At 64.0% G+C, this 17,426-nt stretch carries 16 protein-coding genes and 1 tRNA gene; 3 read left to right on the forward strand and 14 right to left on the reverse strand.

The features are described from left to right. Positions 1-26 precede the first annotated feature (26 nt). The 5 genes from ACQR03_RS18080 to ACQR03_RS18100 all read right to left on the reverse strand — a co-directional run bounded on the left by ACQR03_RS18080 (position 27) and on the right by ACQR03_RS18100 (position 5,050). On the reverse strand, positions 27-1,163 hold the full coding sequence (locus tag ACQR03_RS18080; RefSeq protein WP_316174196.1) for an NAD(P)/FAD-dependent oxidoreductase: 1,137 nt from the start codon (positions 1,161-1,163) through the stop codon (positions 27-29). A gap of 11 nt (positions 1,164-1,174) precedes the next feature. Beyond that, entirely contained in the window at positions 1,175-1,984 is an 810-nt protein-coding gene (locus tag ACQR03_RS18085) for an ABC transporter permease (protein WP_316166024.1), read from the reverse strand. Beyond that, on the reverse strand, positions 1,981-2,862 hold the full coding sequence (locus ACQR03_RS18090) for an ABC transporter permease (protein WP_315713263.1): 882 nt from the start codon (positions 2,860-2,862) through the stop codon (positions 1,981-1,983). Before ACQR03_RS18090 ends, ACQR03_RS18085 begins: the two co-directional genes overlap by 4 nt. Then, a complete protein-coding gene (locus tag ACQR03_RS18095) occupies positions 2,859-3,902 on the reverse strand; it encodes an ABC transporter ATP-binding protein (RefSeq protein ID WP_316166023.1) in 1,044 nt (347 codons plus the stop codon). Before ACQR03_RS18095 ends, ACQR03_RS18090 begins: the two co-directional genes overlap by 4 nt. A gap of 116 nt (positions 3,903-4,018) precedes the next feature. Further along, the gene (locus ACQR03_RS18100; protein WP_316174197.1) at positions 4,019-5,050 is read right to left on the reverse strand and encodes an ABC transporter substrate-binding protein; all 1,032 of its coding nucleotides are present in this window, start codon (positions 5,048-5,050) and stop codon (positions 4,019-4,021) included. A gap of 219 nt (positions 5,051-5,269) precedes the next feature. On the opposite strand from ACQR03_RS18100, the gene ACQR03_RS18105 reads away from it, so the two are divergent. Then, a complete protein-coding gene (locus ACQR03_RS18105) occupies positions 5,270-6,223 on the forward strand; it encodes a LysR substrate-binding domain-containing protein (RefSeq protein WP_316174198.1) in 954 nt (317 codons plus the stop codon). 99 nt (positions 6,224-6,322) lie between these two features. On the opposite strand, the gene ACQR03_RS18110 is transcribed toward ACQR03_RS18105, so the two are convergent. The 4 genes from ACQR03_RS18110 to ACQR03_RS18125 all read right to left on the reverse strand — a co-directional run bounded on the left by ACQR03_RS18110 (position 6,323) and on the right by ACQR03_RS18125 (position 10,657). Continuing rightward, a complete protein-coding gene (locus tag ACQR03_RS18110; protein WP_316174199.1) occupies positions 6,323-7,309 on the reverse strand; it encodes an FAD:protein FMN transferase in 987 nt (328 codons plus the stop codon). Continuing rightward, positions 7,290-9,494, reverse strand: a complete 2,205-nt coding sequence (locus ACQR03_RS18115; RefSeq protein ID WP_316174201.1) for a PepSY domain-containing protein — start codon at positions 9,492-9,494, stop codon at positions 7,290-7,292. Before ACQR03_RS18115 ends, ACQR03_RS18110 begins: the two co-directional genes overlap by 20 nt. Before the next feature lie 16 nt (positions 9,495-9,510). Then, positions 9,511-9,981: a DUF2271 domain-containing protein gene (locus tag ACQR03_RS18120; RefSeq protein WP_315752777.1), complete on the reverse strand. Its 471-nt coding sequence runs from the start codon at positions 9,979-9,981 to the stop codon at positions 9,511-9,513. A gap of 238 nt (positions 9,982-10,219) precedes the next feature. Next, positions 10,220-10,657 (reverse strand): PepSY domain-containing protein, encoded by a 438-nt coding sequence (locus ACQR03_RS18125; protein ID WP_316174202.1) that lies wholly within the window; start codon positions 10,655-10,657, stop codon positions 10,220-10,222. Between the two features lie 140 nt (positions 10,658-10,797). Between ACQR03_RS18125 and ACQR03_RS18130 the strand changes: the two genes are divergently transcribed. Further along, complete coding sequence (locus ACQR03_RS18130) at positions 10,798-11,460, forward strand: response regulator transcription factor (protein WP_315713274.1); 663 nt, start codon at positions 10,798-10,800, stop codon at positions 11,458-11,460. Next, positions 11,457-12,782 (forward strand): ATP-binding protein, encoded by a 1,326-nt coding sequence (locus ACQR03_RS18135; RefSeq protein ID WP_315752775.1) that lies wholly within the window; start codon positions 11,457-11,459, stop codon positions 12,780-12,782. The genes ACQR03_RS18130 and ACQR03_RS18135 overlap by 4 nt, the downstream gene beginning before the upstream one ends. Positions 12,783-13,348: 566 nt before the next feature. Here the strand turns inward: ACQR03_RS18135 and ACQR03_RS18140 are convergent. The 5 genes from ACQR03_RS18140 to ACQR03_RS18160 form a co-directional block, all read right to left on the reverse strand. Then, positions 13,349-13,424 (reverse strand) — tRNA-Lys (locus ACQR03_RS18140). A gap of 165 nt (positions 13,425-13,589) precedes the next feature. After that, positions 13,590-14,195, reverse strand: coding sequence for a Spy/CpxP family protein refolding chaperone (locus tag ACQR03_RS18145; protein ID WP_316169774.1), 606 nt, complete (start codon positions 14,193-14,195; stop codon positions 13,590-13,592). Between the two features lie 149 nt (positions 14,196-14,344). Then, a complete protein-coding gene (locus tag ACQR03_RS18150; RefSeq protein ID WP_315769041.1) occupies positions 14,345-15,670 on the reverse strand; it encodes a TRAP transporter large permease in 1,326 nt (441 codons plus the stop codon). Further along, positions 15,667-16,233 carry a TRAP transporter small permease gene (locus tag ACQR03_RS18155; protein WP_315752772.1) on the reverse strand — a complete coding sequence of 189 codons (567 nt, stop codon included), beginning with the start codon at positions 16,231-16,233 and terminating at the stop codon, positions 15,667-15,669. The genes ACQR03_RS18150 and ACQR03_RS18155 overlap by 4 nt, the downstream gene beginning before the upstream one ends. A gap of 122 nt (positions 16,234-16,355) precedes the next feature. Next, a complete protein-coding gene (locus tag ACQR03_RS18160) occupies positions 16,356-17,372 on the reverse strand; it encodes a TRAP transporter substrate-binding protein (protein ID WP_315713282.1) in 1,017 nt (338 codons plus the stop codon). Positions 17,373-17,426 lie beyond the last annotated feature (54 nt).

The raw sequence follows: 17,426 nt of genomic DNA on the forward strand, positions 1-17,426 counted from the left end.
TCCATGGCGCCTTGCGCCGTCATCCCTCAGTAGTAGCCACTGCCGCCCGCTCCCGCTTTGCTGTCGAAGCGGCTGGCTGTGAATGCACCGACCAGCTCCGGCTCGAGCGCGCCGTCCTTGACCATGCGCGCGATGTCGAAAGCGTGGTTCGCCGCGAGCGTCACGCCGGAATGGCAGCAGGCGACGAAGGCGCCCGGGTGGCTCTCCGACTGCTCGTAGATCGGAAAGCCGTCCTTCGGCATCACGCGGATGCCGGTCCAGCTTCTGACGACGTTGAGCCGCGCCAGATGCGGGAAGGTGCGCTGGGCGCGATCGGCCATGACCGCGTTGATCGGATGGTTCTGCACGCGGTCGTCGAGCTCGTCCTCCTTGCTGTCGCCGATCATCACCGTGCCCTCGTCTGTCTGGCGGATCGTGGTCAACGGATGCGGCAAGAACGGCATCGTGCGCTCGGTCACGACGATCTGGCCGCGCGTCGGCCCCATCGGCGCCGACAGCCCGACCATCGGCGCCAGGGTCTGGTTGGCATTTCCTGCCGCGAGCACGACCTTCGCCGCGCGGATCTCGCCTTGCGCCGTCGTCAGCCTGAACTCACTGCCGTCCAGCGCGATCGCACCGACCGCACGCTCCGGCAGATAGTCGACGCCGAACTGCTTCATGCCGGCGTGCAGGGCGCGGAAGGTGCGCAGCGAATTCACGTGACCGTCATAGGGGCAGAAGCTGCCGCCCGAGACCTCCGGGCCGATCAGCGGCAGCATCTTCTTCACCTCGGACGCCGGCAGCATCTCCATTTGATAGTCGGCGGCGCCGACCTGGTTGTGCATGCGCGCGACGAGCTGGGTGCGCTGCTCGTACTCGGCCTCGCCGAGGGTGAGATGAAAGCCGCCGTTCTGCTGCAGCACCACGTCGAGACCGGTCTGCGCCTTCAGCTCCTCGGCGAGCTTCGGCCACGCCTTGGAGCCGCGCACCGTCCAGCCGGTGTAGGCCGGCATGCCCAGGCCCTTGCTCTGCACCCACACCAGCGCGAAGTTGGCGCGCGAGGCACGCTTGGCGATGTCGCCCTCGTCGAGCACGGCGACGCGCTGGCCGAGCCGGCCGAGCCCCCAGGCAATCGCAGAGCCGAGCAGGCCGCCGCCGACGACGGCGACGTCATAGTCTCTCATCGTAGTATCTCCTATCGTCCTGCGTCGCCGCCTTTGGCGGTGAGCACGCGGTCGAGGCCATAGACGCGATCGAGCACGATCAGAACGGTCATGGTGATGGCGATGACGCTGGCCGACACCGACGTCACCAGCGGATCGATGTTGTCCTGGATGTAGAGGAACATGCGCACCGGCAAGGTCTCGGTGCCGGGCGTCGCCAGGAACACGGTCATGGTCAGATCGTCGAACGACTGGATGAAGGCGAGCATCCAGCCGCTCACGATGCCCGGCAGGATCGCGGGCAAGGTGACGCGGCGAAACATGGTCCAGCCGTCGGCACCGAGCGAGACCGCGGCCATCTCGATCGACCGGTCCATGCCGGTCGCGGCCGCAAGCGTCAGCCGCAGCGCGAACGGAAACACCACGACGACATGGGCGATCACCAGCGCCACGAAGGTGCCGCCGACGCCGACCGACGTGAAGAAGCGCAGGAAGGCGATGCCGAGCACGACGTGCGGGATCATCAAGGGCGACAGGAACAGCGCCGACAGCGCGTCACGGCCGCGGAAGCGATAGCGGCTGATCGCGAGCGCCGCCGGCACCGCGAACAAGAGTGCCACACACGACGACAGCGCGCCGAGCCACAGGCTCACGCCGAAGGCGTGGACGAATTCCGGATAGTCGGCGAGCGCCCTGAACCAGCGCAGCGAGAAGCTGGTGATCGGGATCGACAGAAAACCTTCGGGCGTGAACGCGACCCAGCACACGACGACGATCGGCGCCACCATGAAGACGACGAACACGGCATGGAAGATCAGCGCCAGAGGGCCGTTCCGGCTCATCGGAACACCTCCTGATAGCGGCGCTCGATCAGCGCGTTGGATCCGACGACGATCAGGACGAGCGCGATCAGCAGCAGCACGGCGACCGCGGCGCCGAGCGGCCAGTTCAACGTATTGAGGAATTCGTCATAGGCGAGCGTCGCCGCGACCTTGAGCCTGCGGCCGCCGATGATCGCCGGCGTCGCGAACGCGCTGGCGGACAGCGAGAATACGATGATGGCGCCCGACAGCACGCCCGGCATGATCTGCGGCAGCACGATGCGGCGGACCACCGTCAGCGAGCTTGCCCCCAGCGACAGCGCCGCATTCTCGACCTGCGGATCGAGCCGCTGCAGCGCGGTCCACACCGCGAGCACCATGAACGGCATCATCGCGTGCGCCAGCGCGATCACCATGCCGGTCTCGGTGAACATGAACCTGATTGGTGACTCGATCAGGCCTGATGTCATCAGGAGCTTGTTGGCGAGCCCGTTGTTACCGCCGAACAGGAGCGCCCAGCCGAGGGTGCGCGCAACGACCGAGATCAGCAGCGGGCCGATGATCACCAGCAGGAAGAGACCCTTCCACGGCCCCTGCATGCGGTTGAGGATATAGGCCTCCGGTACGCCGAACACCGCCGTGATCAAGGTCGCCAGCACCGCGACGCGGAAGGTGCGCCAGAACATCTCCGCGTAGTAGGGATCGTCCACGATCTCGCGCCAGTTCTTCAGGATGAAGACCGGCTCGATGCCCTTGTACTGGCCCCAATCGTGGAACGACAGCATCACGGTCATCGCCAACGGGATCACGACGACGCCCAGGAACAGCATCAAGGCCGGCAGCGCCAGCGAAAGGCCGGCGCGCGTCTCCGACGAGTTGGACGCGATGGTCGCGCTCATGCTGCAGCCTTCGCAGCGCGCAGGCTCATGTCCGAGACCTGCCAGACGAGATGCACCGCTGCGCCCTGCTCCGGCTGCGGCTGGCCGTCATTCTGCCGGATTACGATGGCGGGCCCGCATTCGGTGTCGCATTGGAACAGCCAGTGATTGCCCTGGAAGATGCGGCTCGTGATGCGCCCTGCAAGCCCGGCGTCGCCGAAGTTGATGCGCTCGGGCCGGACGCTGACGGCGACGGAGCCGGCCACGCCGGCCGGCGCCGGCGCACTCCACGATCCCGCGACCAGTCTGGCCTGCCCCCCGGTGTGGTCCACGGTCGCAGCAAACTCGTTGGTCTTGCCGAGAAACTGCGCGACGAAGGCGGAAGCCGGCTGCTCGTAGACCTGCTGCGGCGTGCCGATCTGCTCGATCCTGCCTTTGCTCATCACGACGATGCGGTCGGACAGCGACATCGCCTCGATCTGGTCATGGGTGACGAGGATGGTCGTGGTGCCGAGATCGCGCTGGATCTGGCGCAGCTCGATCTGCATGTCCTCGCGCAGGCGCGCATCGAGGTTGGACAGGGGCTCATCGAGCAGCAGCAGGCTCGGCCGGATCACCAGCGCGCGCGCGAGCGCAACGCGCTGCTGCTGGCCGCCGGACATGCGGCGGGGATGACGGTCCTCATAGCCGGCGAGGCCGACCAGCGCGAGCGCCGATCGCACGCGCTCCTCGCGTTCCTTGCGCGCGACTTTGCGCATCTCCAGGCCGAACGCGACGTTCTCGGCCGCGGTCATGTGAGGAAACAGCGCGTAGCTCTGGAACACGATGCCGAGGCCGCGCTTCGCCGGTGGCACTGCGACGAGGTCCCTGCCCTCGAGGCGGATCGCGCCGTGTGAGGGATCGAGGAAGCCCGCGATCATCTGCAACGTGGTGGTCTTGCCGCAGCCCGAGGGGCCGAGGAACGAGATGAACTCGCCCTTGGCGACGCCGAGGCTGAACTCTTCGACGGCCGCGTTGGGGCCGAAAGATTTGCCGACGCGATCGATCTCGAGGAAGGACATGCTTTGGATCCAGATGGGCGAGGAATACTGGCGCCCCGCGCACGGTGCACTTCCCTTCCCCCCTGCGGGGAAGGGAGAACACCGTCGTCAACGAGAGGCTCGCAACAAACGACCAGTCAGCGTTCGACCTCGCGATTCCAGCGCTTGGTCCATTCCTCGCGCTTTTCGTTGACCACGGTCCAATCGGGCGCATAGACCTTGGCGGCGCGTTCGCCGATCGGCGCCATCGCGCCCACGCCCTCGGGGACCACGACGGACTTCACGACCGGGCCATAGCCATATTCCTTCAGCATCGTGAGCTGGATCTTCGGATCGAGCAGCAGCTTGATGAAGCTCGAGGCCAGCGGCGAGACCGACGGCTTGGCGATCGGACACGCCGTCGTCAGCAGGCTCACGGCCCCTTCTTTCGGATAGACGAAATCGACCGGGAAGCCGGTGTTGGCAAAGCTCTGCACGCGACCGCTGCCCCACACCGCGATGACCGCCTGCCCCGATTGGAACAGCTCGGTCATCTTGCCGGGCGACGGCTCGTAGGCCAGCACGTTGGGATTGATGTCATTCTTGAAGATCTTGAAACCGGCATCGACATTGCTCTCGCTGCCGCCGTTCATCTTCGCCAGCATCAGGAGCACGTTGAGGCCGTAGGTGTTGTTGATCGGCGGAATGACGAGCAGCTGCTTGTATTTCGGATCCTTGAGATCGTTCCACGAGGTCGGCGCGGCCCAGCCTTTCTCCGCAAACACCTTCTTGTTGTACATCAGGCCGGTGGCGACGAGGCCGATGGCGACCGCCTTGTCGTCCTTGAAGCGCGCGACCTCCAGCAGATCGCCGGGCAGTCCGGCGACCTTGTCGCAGAAGCCGAGCTGGATCGCCTGGTACATCGGGCCGTCATCGACGATCGCGACGTCGATCTGCTGGTTGCCCTTCTGCGCCTGCAGCTTGGCGAGGGTGTCGGTGGAGTTGCCAGCGACGTATTCGACCTTGACGCCGTTGGCCTGCTCGAACGGCGGGATCACCTCCTCGCGGATCGTCTTCTCGAACGAGCCGCCATAGCCGGCGACATAGAGCGTCTTCTGCTGAGCCCAGACCTGCGAGGCAGAGGCCAGGACGGCGACACTGATCGCCATCAGGAGTTTAGGGTGCTTCATCGGACCGATCTCCATCATCTTGGATGCGAGACAGTATTAAATAACCGTCCCAGGGAGATCGGCTTGCCCGATGGCATCGGCACTCCAGAAACCCGGAGCTGAAGAGCCTAAAAAACGAGCCTTCCCTCACCCTGCCAAAAAAGATCGCAGCAGAGACTTTGATCGTCCAATGAATAATGGCACCCTATTCATACGAAAATGTTATGGATGTGAGGACGTATGGCGCGGATCAACTCGCGGCAGGTCGAAGCCTTCCGGGCGATGATGCTGAGCGGCAGTGTGACGGAAGCCGCCAAGCTGATGGCGGTGACCCAGCCGGCGGTCAGCCGGCTGCTGCGCGACCTGCAGGCGCTGCTCAAGATGGAGTTGTTCGAGCGCCGCGGCACCGGCCTGGTGCCGACCGCGGCAGCGACGGCGCTCTACATGGAGGTCGAGCGCTCCTTCGTCGGGCTCGATCGCATCACCGCGGCCGCTGAGGAGATCCGTGGCCGGCGCACCGGGACGCTGCGCATTGCCGCGCTCCCCGCGCTCGCCAATGGCTATCTGCCGCGGCTCGCAGGCCACTTCCTGCAGGAACGGCCGAACCTCAACCTCGCCTTCTTCGGCGTGATCTCGCCGATCGTGATCGACTGGGTGCTGAACGCGCAATGCGACGTCGGCTTTGCCGAGGTGCCGATCGCCCATGCCGGGCTGCCGAGCATCAAGCTGCCGGCGCTGCCGCGCGTCGCCGTTCTCCCCGCAGGCCATCCGCATTGCGCGAAGACGATCTTGGTGCCGCGCGACTTCGAGGGGGAGACCTTCATCTCGCTCTCGTCAGGCTCCACCAGCCGGCATCTGATCGATCAGATCTTCCATCGCGAGGATGTCAGGCGCGTGCTGCGGGTCGAGACGACGCTGTCGGAAATCATGTGCGGGATGGTGTCGTCGGGATTGGGCGTCTCGATTTGCGATCCGTTCACCGCGCGCGAATTCGACGGCCGGGGCGTGGTGATGCGGCCATTCACGCCGCGCATCGATTTCGAATTCGCCGCGGTGTTCCCGCCGCAGCGCAGTCCCTCGCCGGTGGCGCTGGACCTCGTCGAGTCGGTGCGACAGGCCCTGGAAGAGCTCGGCCGAGCATCGATCCCTGGAGAAACCGATGAAGGTTTGGTGGGCGAACCCAGAACCCGCTGATTGAGCGGCGTGTGATCCGGTCCTTCTGAGAGCCACCAAGGCCGACGCCATCGCCACGGACCAGAACGCGGGAATGCTTGTGATTGAGAGTCTGCCGGTTTACGGGCTCATTTCCTGCCGCGCGCCCCGAGGCTCATAGAACAAGGGACCGACAGGAATCTCCAAGAACGTCTCGTTTTGCCGCTGGATGAGCAGTGCATCCAGTCCTTGCTTCTGCGCCAGCGCCTTGCCTTGCTCCGGACCGAGAACCATGAGCGCAGTGGCCCAGGCATCGGCGTCCATGCAGCTAGCGGCAACGACTGAAACTGACGCAATTCCGTTTTCTACCGGACCGCCGCGCGATCGATCCATCGTGTGAGAGAGGCGCTTTCGCCCGATATCGACCCAGCGCCGATAGTCGCCCGACGTCGCGACCGCCGCATCACGCAATTCGATCACGCCGAGCGGCCCGCGCCGTTCATAGTCAGGCGCTTCCACCGCTACGCGCCACGAGGCTCCGTCTGCCTTGGCGCCCCGCGCTTTCAACTCTCCATCAAGCCCGACCAGCGCATTGGAGACGCCGAAGATCTCAACCACGCGCATCATCTCGTCCACGGCAAAACCCTTGGCGATGCCCGAAAGATCGAGGGCGAAGTGGCTATGTTTGCGCGCCCTTCGTCCCGGCACATCCAGTTCAAGAACAGTGTGGGTTGGTGGCATCCGCTCGCGAAGAGCCGCGCGAAGCGCTTGCGCGTCTGGCGCCGAACTGGGAGGTCCGAAACCCCAGGCATTGACGAGACTTCCGAGGCCGACGTCAAAGGCGCCGCCCGAGGCGCGTCCGATTGCAACTCCCCGCTCCAAAACCCGCATGAGTTCAATCGGCAAGGATTCCCAGGTGCCCAGCGACGCTGCATTGAGACGCATCAGGTCGCTGTCCGGCTTCCATGTGGACATCTGATGGTCGACGCAATCGACGGCGTGAGCCAATGCGGCTTCCAGCGCGGCAAGATCGGTCGACGGCGGTGCATAGAGCAGCGCCGACCAGCGCGTTCCCATGGTGGCGCCGCTCAATACATGACGGAGCAGGTCAGTAGACATCTTCAACATACCTCCCTTGGGCTTTGAGTGCGACAGGATCCAGACCGAGGGGCGCCAATACGTCCGCCACCGCCTGCATGACGTCCGCTGCCATGTCGCGCCCGCCACAGACCATGACCTGCGCTCCGTTGGCGACGAGTGCGCGCAGGCGATCGGCGTCATCGCGCAGGCGATCCTGCACATAGCCACCGCCTTTCACGCGCGAGAAGGCAGTGGTGAGGCTCGTCAGTCGTTTCTCACCCAGCCAGCCATCGATTTCGCGCTCATAAAGAAAGTCCGAGGCAGGATCGCGCCCGCCGAAATAGAGATGCATCGGCCGGCGCCCGCCGTTGGCACGAACAAATCCTGCCAGCGGACCGATGCCGGTGCCGGCGCCGATCAGGATCACCGGTTTTCGTCCATGTGAAGGACGGAAAGCTGGGTTTGCCTTCAAGAAGGCCTCGACCCTGTCGCCCGGCTGAAGGCCGTGAAGCAGACCGGAGCAAAGTCCGCCCGGACGCTTGCGGACGCAGATTTCGACGAAGCCATCACGGGTCGAACTTGCCAACGAATAGTAGCGCGGCAAGTTGCAGTCCGGCGGCAGAATCGCGATCAAGTCGCCTGCGGCGAAGCGCGGCCAGGCATGCCCTGTGAGGCGCGCGAACATGCCGCTTCTTGGCAGCGCGAAGCGCAGCACGCAGGTTGGCGCCTGCACCTCCGCGCCGTAATCGACGCGTTCGATGAGCGTCAGCGTATGAGTACGCGGCCGCTCCGGCACATGTATCAGCACAAGGTCTTCACCCATGACATCCGAAAGGGCCTCGCCCCACCGTGCAAACTCTTGCCCGGACTGGCGGTCGATCGTGTCCAGCGGCATCAACGATCTCGAGCCTTTGCGCGCCAGGGCCGCTTCGACGTCGCGGGCGAATTGACAGAATTGCGGGAATTGCCGATCACCGAAGCCGAGGACTGCGACCGGAAAAGGCAGTGGCGCGGAGATCGCGTCGAGGCGTTTGAGGAACGCGCCGGCCGTCGCCGGTGCTGCGCCGTCGCCGTAGGTTGCCGTCAGCAGGAACATGCGCTGCGTCGACGGATAGGATCGTAACAAGCTGTCCATCGGAGCGACGTGAATCCTGTGCCCGTTGGCCGTCAGCGCGGCATGCAGCGTGCGGGCGAAGCCCCATGTGCTGCCGCCCTCGCTGCCGACCAGGATCACGGTGTCGGCATCTTGGGCGGGAACGTTGTCGGTGATGGGAGCGTGAGCGTGCTTCCTGCTCGACCACACCACGGCTCCGCTTAACCCGAGCAGCGGCACGCCGAGGGCGCTGACGCCGAGCAGCAATCCAAGCCACCAGAGCCCTTGCCCGGTGTGCAGCATGTAGATGAATTCGTAGATCTGCCGGGTGACCGAATTGTCCTGCCAACCCAGCAGCTCTCCACTGACCGGGTCGACGTAGCCCTCGCCTGCAGCCGTGGCCAGCTGGAAGAGATCGTTCGGATTCGCGGGGTTGGGAAACGTCAATTCACGCAGTTGGGAAAGATCGATGCCGCGCAAAGCCTGAATTTGCTCGACCGGAAGAGCTTGGCCGCGGCTTGTCACGCTCGGAAATGCGGACACCTGTGCCGTGCCGTCCGGGATCAGTCCGAACGTCGTGAGCGACAGATACAGCGCCGTCATCGCCGACAGCACGAGCCCGAAGGCCACCAGCCGACCGAGATCGGTATGCAGGCGTTGCATGCCGCCGCCGCGGGAGCAGCCGAGAATGTGCCGCCACCCTCCCATGCGCCGGGCCGTCATCTGCAGACCTGACAGCGTCAGGACAAGCATCGCGAATGCGCTCGCGCCTGCGGCCATGCGTCCGCCATCGCTCAGAAAGAACGAGCGGTGCAGGTTTGTCATCCAGCGCTCGAACGGGGAGCGCACGTAGTCCGAAACGGGCTTGCCGCTGGAAGGGTCCACCACGCTCGCGGCCGGGCCCGCTGCTCCGGAGTAGAAGGCGATGACCTTGCCGGAGGTCAGTCGCTTGATCTGCTCGACGCCAGGATATCTGTTTGCGATCCGGCCGGCGAGGTCGGCGACGCTAATGCTGTCTGGTGATATCGCCTCAGCTCTTTCCCAAGCCGGGATCACCGACAGCACCGCTCCGCTCAGGACAAGCACCATCAGCGGCAGGACGACGGCAAAGGCCAGGACCCTATGAATCCAGCGCAGCATCACACCCATCCTAAGGCTACATGTCGTAAGCGAACGAACGGATGTAGGTGCGCCCTGCCAGCGGCCGGCCCGCGCCCGCGGATGTCAGCGGAACGACCACCTCGGACGGGCTGTCGCGCATGTCCTCGGCGGCGGCGTCGATATGCAGCTTGTAGCCCGCATCGAAGAGCGCATCCGCAAGATCGAGCGTGATTTTCAGCGTACGGCCGGCTCCGACGCTTGCGCCGGTGATGCCGTTGATATCGGCAAGGTTTCCACGAGAACTGCGCTCCCAGCCGCTGAGATGGCTGTAATATTTGGACTTGGAGCCCGCCATCCACAGCGTGCCTTTGTAAGCTCCGGTCGCGTCGGTCACGTAAAGCGCCAAATACGCGCCGTTCCCGCCGTAGTTGTTGAGCGTCGTGGTCAACGTGACAGGTCGCGCCATGGCCAGCCCGGGGGCGGTCAGCGCGGTGGTCAGGGCAAGGGCGGCAATCATCGATCTCATTTCTGTCTCCGACAGTGGCGTTTCTATCGCGCCATAACTGAATGGCGCGGCTGACGTGCTCCTGAAGGCCGATCCGATTCTGCTTCAGGTCACCGTCAGGTTGGCGCTATCTGCAAAAGCAAACGCCCCGCACGACGCGGGGCGCGCTAGAACGCGATGTCGCGTTCGCTCGATTCAGGCGATGTCCGTCGGTCGGGCCAGCCTTTTGCGTCCCACGATGCTCGTCGCTTCCGGACCGCTATTGAACTTGGACCTTGGGGGCCGTGCCGCCCTGAATAAGTCCGTTGGGGGGCGGCGCCGTGGGCGCGGCTGCTCGTCCTGGTCCCGACTGATCGCCTCGCCGGTCTCGGTCACCTTCATCATGATCCTTGTCGTGCTCTCCGCGTTTTTGCTTCACGCGGATCACAGCCAGAGATGCAGGATCAACCTTTGCCTCGATGGCGCGACCGCCTTCGTCCTGTCCCCTGATCTCATAGCATCCATCGTCGATCTTGATTCTGCGCACGGTCCAGCCGCGCGCTTTCGCCATTTGTTCGACCGCTTCGCGCGGCTGCCATTGCGCCATGGGCGCGCTGCAATCGTCATCATCGGCCAGCGCCATGCCGGGGGTCAGCGCCCCCAGCAGAATGGCGGCAATCAACACTGTCCTCTTCACGTTCTCTTGCTCCCGCTTCAAGGCTCCTGCCTGCCTTCGTCTTGAGCCGGTTTCCTGACGTTGACCTGAAGACGCCGCGACTTTTGCTTCAGGTCAACGTCAGAATCTCCTCTATGATTATCTCTAACCTCACAGGTCGACGGGGTGCGCGGAATGACCCGATGCGGATATTGCTGATCGAAGACGACACGATTCTGGGGGCGGCAGTACGCGACCAGATTGTGTCGGATGGCCATTCCGTGGACTGGGTGACCCGCTTGGATGCGGCACGGGAATATCTTGGCACCGCGGCCTATGACCTCTTGCTCCTGGATCTCATGCTGCCGGACGGCCGCGGTATCGGACTGCTGCGCGATCGACGCGCCAAGGGAGACGTGACGCCGGTCATCATCCTAACGGCGCTTGATCAATTGTCCGACCGGATCGAAGGGCTCAACGCCGGCGCAGACGATTACATGATCAAGCCCTTCGATCTCTCGGAGCTTACGGCGCGGCTGAATGCCGTCGCTCGCCGTTATGCCGGCAATCCGAACCCGCTCATCCGAATTGGCGATCTTCAGATCGACCTGGCCGCTCGGTCGATGACGCGTGCAGGAAAGAGCATCGCCCTGACAGCGCGGGAATGGGTGCTGCTCGAGGCTTTCTTGCAGCGTCCACGGCAGGTCTTGTCCAAATCGCTGCTCGAGGAACGGCTCTATTCCTTCGGCGAGGAGATCGAGAGCAACACCATCGAGGTCCATGTCAGCCGGCTTCGCAAGAAGCTCGGACACGCCGTCATTGAGACCGTGCGAGGTCTCGGCTATCGGCTGGGAACCGCCTCATGAAAGGCCCGCGTAGTCTGCAGTGGCAGATCTCGCTGTGGCTCGGGCTCGGCGTCGCACTCCTTTGGATCGTTGCAGCCGTCGTGACCGGCCAAAGGCTGCGTCACGAAATGAACGAAGTATTCGATAGCGCGCTCGAGGAAACGGCTCAGCGGATTCTTCCACTTGCGGTGCTCGAGATCCTCGGCCGTGAGGCAGACGGCACGTCTCAGCGTATCGCTACGCTGAGGCAGCACGACGAGTACTTCACTTATGTGGTCCGTGACGAGCGCGGCACCGTACTGCTGCGCTCGCACGGCGCCGACGACGCGATCTTTCCTCCTTTCTCCAGAATGGGGTTTGTCGACACCCCGACCCATCGAATCTACTTCGACACTGCAGTGCGAGGCACGATGACGATCGCGGTGGCGGAGCTGCTGACACATCGCCGCGAGGTCGCGAACCAGGCGCTCCTCGGGCTTGCCTGGCCGTTGGGATTGCTCATTCCCCTCAGTCTTCTCGCCGTATGGGGCGTCGTGCGCGTTTCGATGACCCCGGTCAGGCGCCTACGAAGCGACATTGAAGCGCGCGGCACCGGCGATCTGTCGTCGGTTCCAGCCGCGGGACTGCCCTCCGAGATCGGACCGATCGCCGACGCCGTGAACGGCCTCCTGGAGAAGCTTCGACGCGCGCTGGAAGCTGAGCGAAGTTTCACGGCCAATTCCGCGCACGAACTACGGACACCGGTGGCTGCCGCGCTCGCGCAGACGCAACGGCTCATCGCCGAGACCAGGGACACCGCGGCCCGAACCCGGGCCCAGCAGATCGAGGTGGCGCTGCGGCGGCTTTCGCAACTGTCTGAAAAGTTGATGCAGCTCGCGAAGGCGGAAGGTGGACGGCTTCAGGGCAAGGGGACGACGGATATCGCATCGGTTCTGAAACTGGTCGTCGGGGAGATGATGCGCGATCCGGCTGCGGCCGGTCGGCTCGCCGTCAACATTCCTGCTACGCCGGTCCTTTTCGATATCGATACAGATGCCTTTGCCATTCTAGCGCGCAACCTCATCGAGAACGGCCTCAAGCACGGAGCGCCCCACGCGCCAGTCGTTGTAGCTCTTTCCAACACTGGCGTGCTGACCGTTACAAATGAGGGAACAGCCGTTCCGCCGGAGTTGCTGGAACGCTTGTCTCGCCCGTTCGAGCGTGGCAGCACCGATGCCGACGGCTCGGGATTGGGCCTCGCCATTGCAAAAGCCATCGCCTCCGGAGTCGGGGCCGAGCTTGTCCTGACATCCCCTTTGCCTGGAGCGCAGGGCGGCTTCCAGGCGAGGTTTTCCGCGCCGTGAGTTCGTGGGCGGCTCGTCCATGATTTTTCGAGGAATTGGGAGCAGATTGGGATGTGGCAATTGGGGCCAATCAGCAGGCCGGCGGCGAATCACGCGCGCGTGGCGGCCAGCTCTTCGAGAACCGCTACGGTAGCTGTCAGGCTTCGGCTCGGCGGCGTCATCTGATTGGCCGCCTCGCGCGCGCGAGTGGCGCATTCTGGCTCCAAGACGGTCCACAGGTCACGGCGAAGGGTCGCTTGCGTCGTTGCGGAAAACGACGCGAGGTGCCGACACCCAGGCGTCTGATCCGTGTCGCCCATACCGGCTGGTCGGCGCCGATCCAGAGGACAAGAGTTGGGACGCCGGAGCGAACGCTCGCGGCCATGGTGCCTGAGGTGCACCCCGACGGCACCAATCAACGTTCAAAGACATTGAGGCTGGACGCCACCGAAGATCGCGGCTGGCTAGCCGTACGTCCCCTGGTTCGCCTTTCAAACTATTGAGAGCAGACTGTCGAAAAACACCGTCTGAAAAACCGTTAGTTTTTCAACCTCAGACGGTGTTTCGGCATAAGTCTTTGAAAGGCTTGGTGGGCGCACTAGGGCTCGAACCTAGGACCCGCTGATTAAGAGTCAGCTGCTCTACCAACTGAGCTATGCGCCCGGATCTTGCATCCGGAGAAAGCCTTCCGCGAGAGCCGGTCGTTTAGCAAAGCGATTCCAGGATGTCCAGCGATCCCTGAGCATTTTTCGGCACTTTCGATGCAGAAAAACCGCCGGCGGGCGGCGGTTTTCCCCAAATGAAATCAGAAGGATCGTCAAACGGCTGTCAAAGCCGCCCGGACTCGCGTTCCTCCTCGGACCAGCCCATGTGGCCCATCGGTCCCGGGCCGAAGCGATGCTCGCCGAAGCGCGGACCGTCCTCCATGCCGCCCTCGCCGCGCTCCATCCAGCGGTGATGGCGCGGACCGTCCGGTCCCATCATGCGCCCCATCGGCCGGGTCAGCATCGACAGCCGGCGCTTCTGGCCATCGTCGAGCGTCTTGTAGAGCGGGTCGGCGGCGTCGGCGACCTTCTTCATCGCATCCGCCGTGACCGCCATGGTGTCGGCACGCTCGCGCAGCCGCGCCACCGGATCGACATCCTTGTCCTGCGCCTCGTCGGCTGCCTTCATCCGCGCGTTGGCACGATCGAATCGCAGTTTGACGAGATCGCGCACCGCGCTCTCGACCGGCGGCCACAATTTCTCCTGGTCCGCCGTCAGCTTCAGGCCGGCATGGACGGAAGCGATGCGCGCATCGAGCATGGCGGCGCGATCTTCCGGATTCATGCGCGCATGATGCATGTGATCATGAAACCAGCCGCGCTGGGCGTAGACCGCGGTCGAGCCGGCGATGGCGAGCACGGCGACTGCGGCAATGGTGAACCTTCTCATGCCAACCTCCTTGGAAACTCGGATCAGCATGAGCCTGCCGTTCCGCGCCTTCAACTTACAGTTTGGACAGAGTGTACGACCTTACGAAGATGTAATTGCTTCAAATACCTTTCTGTTTTTGCAAATCAGTTTCAGTTTGTTGCCGCGCCTCAAAGCATCCCCAGCATGCGCGGCAACCACAGCGAGATTTCCGGCACGTAGGTGACGAGCGCGAGGAAGCCGAGCATCGTCAGCAGCCAGGGCATGACGGCGATGGTCAGTTCGGTGATGCCCATCTTGGCGATGCCGGAGGCCACGTAGAGGTTGAGCCCGACGGGCGGGTGGCACATGCCGACCTCCATGTTGACCACCATCAGGATGCCCAGATGCACCGGATGGATGCCGAGCTTGACCGCGACCGGGAACAGGATCGGCGCCATGATCAAGACGATCGAGGTCGCCTCCATCACGTTGCCGGCGAGCAGCAGGAGGATGTTGACGACCAAGAGGAACACGATCCAGTTGACGCCAGCCGCCGCCATCCAGTTGGCGATCTGCTGCGGGATGTTCTCATTGGCCATCAGGAACGAGAACAGCACGGCATTGGTGATGATGTAGAGGATCATCGCGCTCATGTTGGCCGAGCCGAGCAGCACCTTCGGCACGTCCTTCAGCGACATGTCGCGATAGACGAACACCGCGATGACGAAGGCATAGACGGCGCTGACGGCCGCGGCCTCGGTCGGCGTGAACTTGCCGGTGTAGATGCCGCCGAGCACGATCACGATCAGCAGCAGGCCCCAGACGCATTTGCGGAAGGCCGTGAAGCGCTCGGCCCAGCTCGCCCGCGGCATCCGTGGATAGTCGTTCTTCCAGGCCCGGTAGAAGGTCGTGAGGCCGAGCAGGCTCGCCAGCATCAGCCCGGGGATAACCCCGGCGATGAACAGCTGACCGACAGAGGCCGAGGAGACGCGATGACCGGCCGGATCGAGCGCGATGCTGCCGCCGGTCGCGACCGCATAGACCACCATCACGATCGAGGGCGGGATCAGGATGCCGAGCGCGCCTGACGTCGTGATGACGCCGGCGCCAAAGCGCTTGGGAAAGCCCTGCTTGACCATCGCCGGCAGCATGATCGAGCCGATCGCGATCACGGTCGCCGGCGAGGAGCCGGAGACGGCGGCGAACAGCGCACAGGCCACGACGCCGGCAAGGCCGAGGCCGCCATACCAGTGCCCGACCATCGAGGTCGCGAAGTTGATCATCCTTCGGGCGACGCCGCCATGGGTCAGGAAATTGCCGGCGAGGATGAAGAACGGGATCGCCATGATCTCGAAATTGTCGATGCCCGTGAACAGCTTCAGCGCGACCGATTCGGTCGGCACGTTCGTCATGAAGAACACGAACGACAGCACGGTGAGGCCGAGCGCGATCGAGATCGGCATGCCCGTCAGCATCAGGAAGATGAGCAGGCTGAAGATGAGGAGGCTGCTCATCGCAGCGCCTCCGTCGCCGTCGGGTCGACGCCTTCGACATAGGCGTGGTCGTGATGCGGCAGCTCGTCGTGGCGCAGATAGTGCCAGGCGACCTGCAGGAAGCGGAAGCACATCAGATAGGAGCCGAGCGGGATGCAGAGATAGACCAGCCAGCTCGGCAGCTCCATGTCGGGCGTCACCTGGTCGGTCTGCGACAGGCCGTAGACGAACTTGGCGCCCATCGTGCCGATGATGGAGGTGAACAGCGCTCCGCACAGCAGGCCGAACAGGATGGTCACCTTGCGCAGCGATGGCCGCATCATGTTGACGACGACGTCGACGCCGACATGGATGCCCGTGCGCACGCCGTAGGCGGCGCCGAACTTGGCCATCCACACGAACATGTAGATGCAGAGCTCCTGTGCCCAGGACAGGTCGATCGGAAACAGGATGGGATAGAGGAAGGGCACGCCGACCAGATAGCGGTGCAGCACGGCCACGAAGATGATCGAGGTCGCCGCCGCGATCAGGAATGCGATCAGGATCTCCTCGAGCCGATCGAGGATGCGCAACAGAAAGCCCAAGTCCCCTCCCCCACAATCAAAACGTCCGCGGCGCTTGGCTGCGCCGTCTGCCTTCTTGCGCGCCGAGTGCTTCGCCCCCTCGGTGCGCGGGCCATTGTCCGCGCACCGCTCGTCTCACGCCATCAGTTGGTCGAGCCGCGCGTCTCCTTCAGGAACTCGTCGATCAGCGGCTGGCCGACGCGCCCCGCGACGTCCTTGTACACCGGCATCATCGCCTTGCGCATCGCCTCGTCCTGGGCCGGCGTCAGCTTGACCAGCTCGGTCTTGCCGGACTTGCGGATCTCCTCGAGCGCGTCGTCGTTCTCCTTCGCCGACTGGTTGTTGCCGTAGGCGGTCGCTTCCTTCATCGCCTTCTCGCAGGCGGCGCGGATATCCGGCGGCAGGCCGTCCCAGAACTTCTTGTTCACGACCACGACGTAGCCGATGTAGCCGTGATTGGTCAGCGTGATGTACTTCTGCACCTCGTGCATCTTCTGGGTATAGATGTTCGAGGGCGTGTTCTCCTGGCCGTCGACGACGCCGGTCTGCAGCGCCTGGTAGACTTCGGAGAAGGCCATCACCTGCGGGATGGCGCCGAGGGTGCGGAATTGCGCGTCCAGCACCTTCGAGGACTGGATGCGGAACTTCAGACCCTTGTAGTCGGCGGGATCGACGAGCTTCTTGTTGGCGCTCATCTGCTTGAAGCCGTTGTCCCAGTAGGCGAGCCCGATCATTCCCTTGGGCTCGAGCAGCTTCAGCAGCCTGGTGCCGAGCGGGCCGTCGGTCACCTTCCGCAGGGTGGCGAGGTCGGGCAGGATGTAGGGCAGATCGAACACCTCGAATTCCTTGATGCCGATCGGGCCGAACTTGGAGTTCGAAGGCGCCAGCATCTGCACCGCGCCGAGCTGCAGCGCCTCGAGCTCTTCCTTGTCCTTGTAGAGCTGCGAGTTCGGATAGACTTCGACCTTGACCTTCCCGTCGGTGTATTTCTCGGCCAGCTCCTTGAACTTGTCGGCGGCGAGGCCCTTCGGGGTGTTCGAGGCCACCACGTGGCTGAACTTGATCACGATCGGATTGTCGGCGGCGAGGGCCGGGCCGGCCAGAGCGAGCACCGCGAGCGAGGCGGCGGTGGCGATCACGTGGCGAAACTTGAAGTGCAAGGTGTCCTCCCGACGTTTCGGGGGACATTGCAATGACGCCCCCGCTTTGTATGC

Source organism: Bradyrhizobium sp. HKCCYLS3070 (assembly GCF_051167575.1).
Taxonomy (GTDB): Bacteria; Pseudomonadota; Alphaproteobacteria; order Rhizobiales; family Xanthobacteraceae; genus Bradyrhizobium.

What these genes read in the sequence shown, in the direction of transcription:
- ACQR03_RS18080 (WP_316174196.1), bottom strand. Translation starts at nt 1,163, where the DNA reads ATGAGAGACTATGACGTCGCCGTCGTCGGCGGCGGCCTGCTCGGCTCT.
- ACQR03_RS18085 (WP_316166024.1), bottom strand. Translation starts at nt 1,984, where the DNA reads ATGAGCCGGAACGGCCCTCTGGCGCTGATCTTCCATGCCGTGTTCGTC.
- ACQR03_RS18090 (WP_315713263.1), bottom strand. Translation starts at nt 2,862, where the DNA reads ATGAGCGCGACCATCGCGTCCAACTCGTCGGAGACGCGCGCCGGCCTT.
- ACQR03_RS18095 (WP_316166023.1), bottom strand. Translation starts at nt 3,902, where the DNA reads ATGTCCTTCCTCGAGATCGATCGCGTCGGCAAATCTTTCGGCCCCAAC.
- ACQR03_RS18100 (WP_316174197.1), bottom strand. Translation starts at nt 5,050, where the DNA reads ATGAAGCACCCTAAACTCCTGATGGCGATCAGTGTCGCCGTCCTGGCC.
- ACQR03_RS18105 (WP_316174198.1), top strand. Translation starts at nt 5,270, where the DNA reads ATGGCGCGGATCAACTCGCGGCAGGTCGAAGCCTTCCGGGCGATGATG.
- ACQR03_RS18110 (WP_316174199.1), bottom strand. Translation starts at nt 7,309, where the DNA reads ATGTTGAAGATGTCTACTGACCTGCTCCGTCATGTATTGAGCGGCGCC.
- ACQR03_RS18115 (WP_316174201.1), bottom strand. Translation starts at nt 9,494, where the DNA reads ATGCTGCGCTGGATTCATAGGGTCCTGGCCTTTGCCGTCGTCCTGCCG.
- ACQR03_RS18120 (WP_315752777.1), bottom strand. Translation starts at nt 9,981, where the DNA reads ATGAGATCGATGATTGCCGCCCTTGCCCTGACCACCGCGCTGACCGCC.
- ACQR03_RS18130 (WP_315713274.1), top strand. Translation starts at nt 10,798, where the DNA reads ATGCGGATATTGCTGATCGAAGACGACACGATTCTGGGGGCGGCAGTA.
- ACQR03_RS18135 (WP_315752775.1), top strand. Translation starts at nt 11,457, where the DNA reads ATGAAAGGCCCGCGTAGTCTGCAGTGGCAGATCTCGCTGTGGCTCGGG.
- ACQR03_RS18145 (WP_316169774.1), bottom strand. Translation starts at nt 14,195, where the DNA reads ATGAGAAGGTTCACCATTGCCGCAGTCGCCGTGCTCGCCATCGCCGGC.
- ACQR03_RS18150 (WP_315769041.1), bottom strand. Translation starts at nt 15,670, where the DNA reads ATGAGCAGCCTCCTCATCTTCAGCCTGCTCATCTTCCTGATGCTGACG.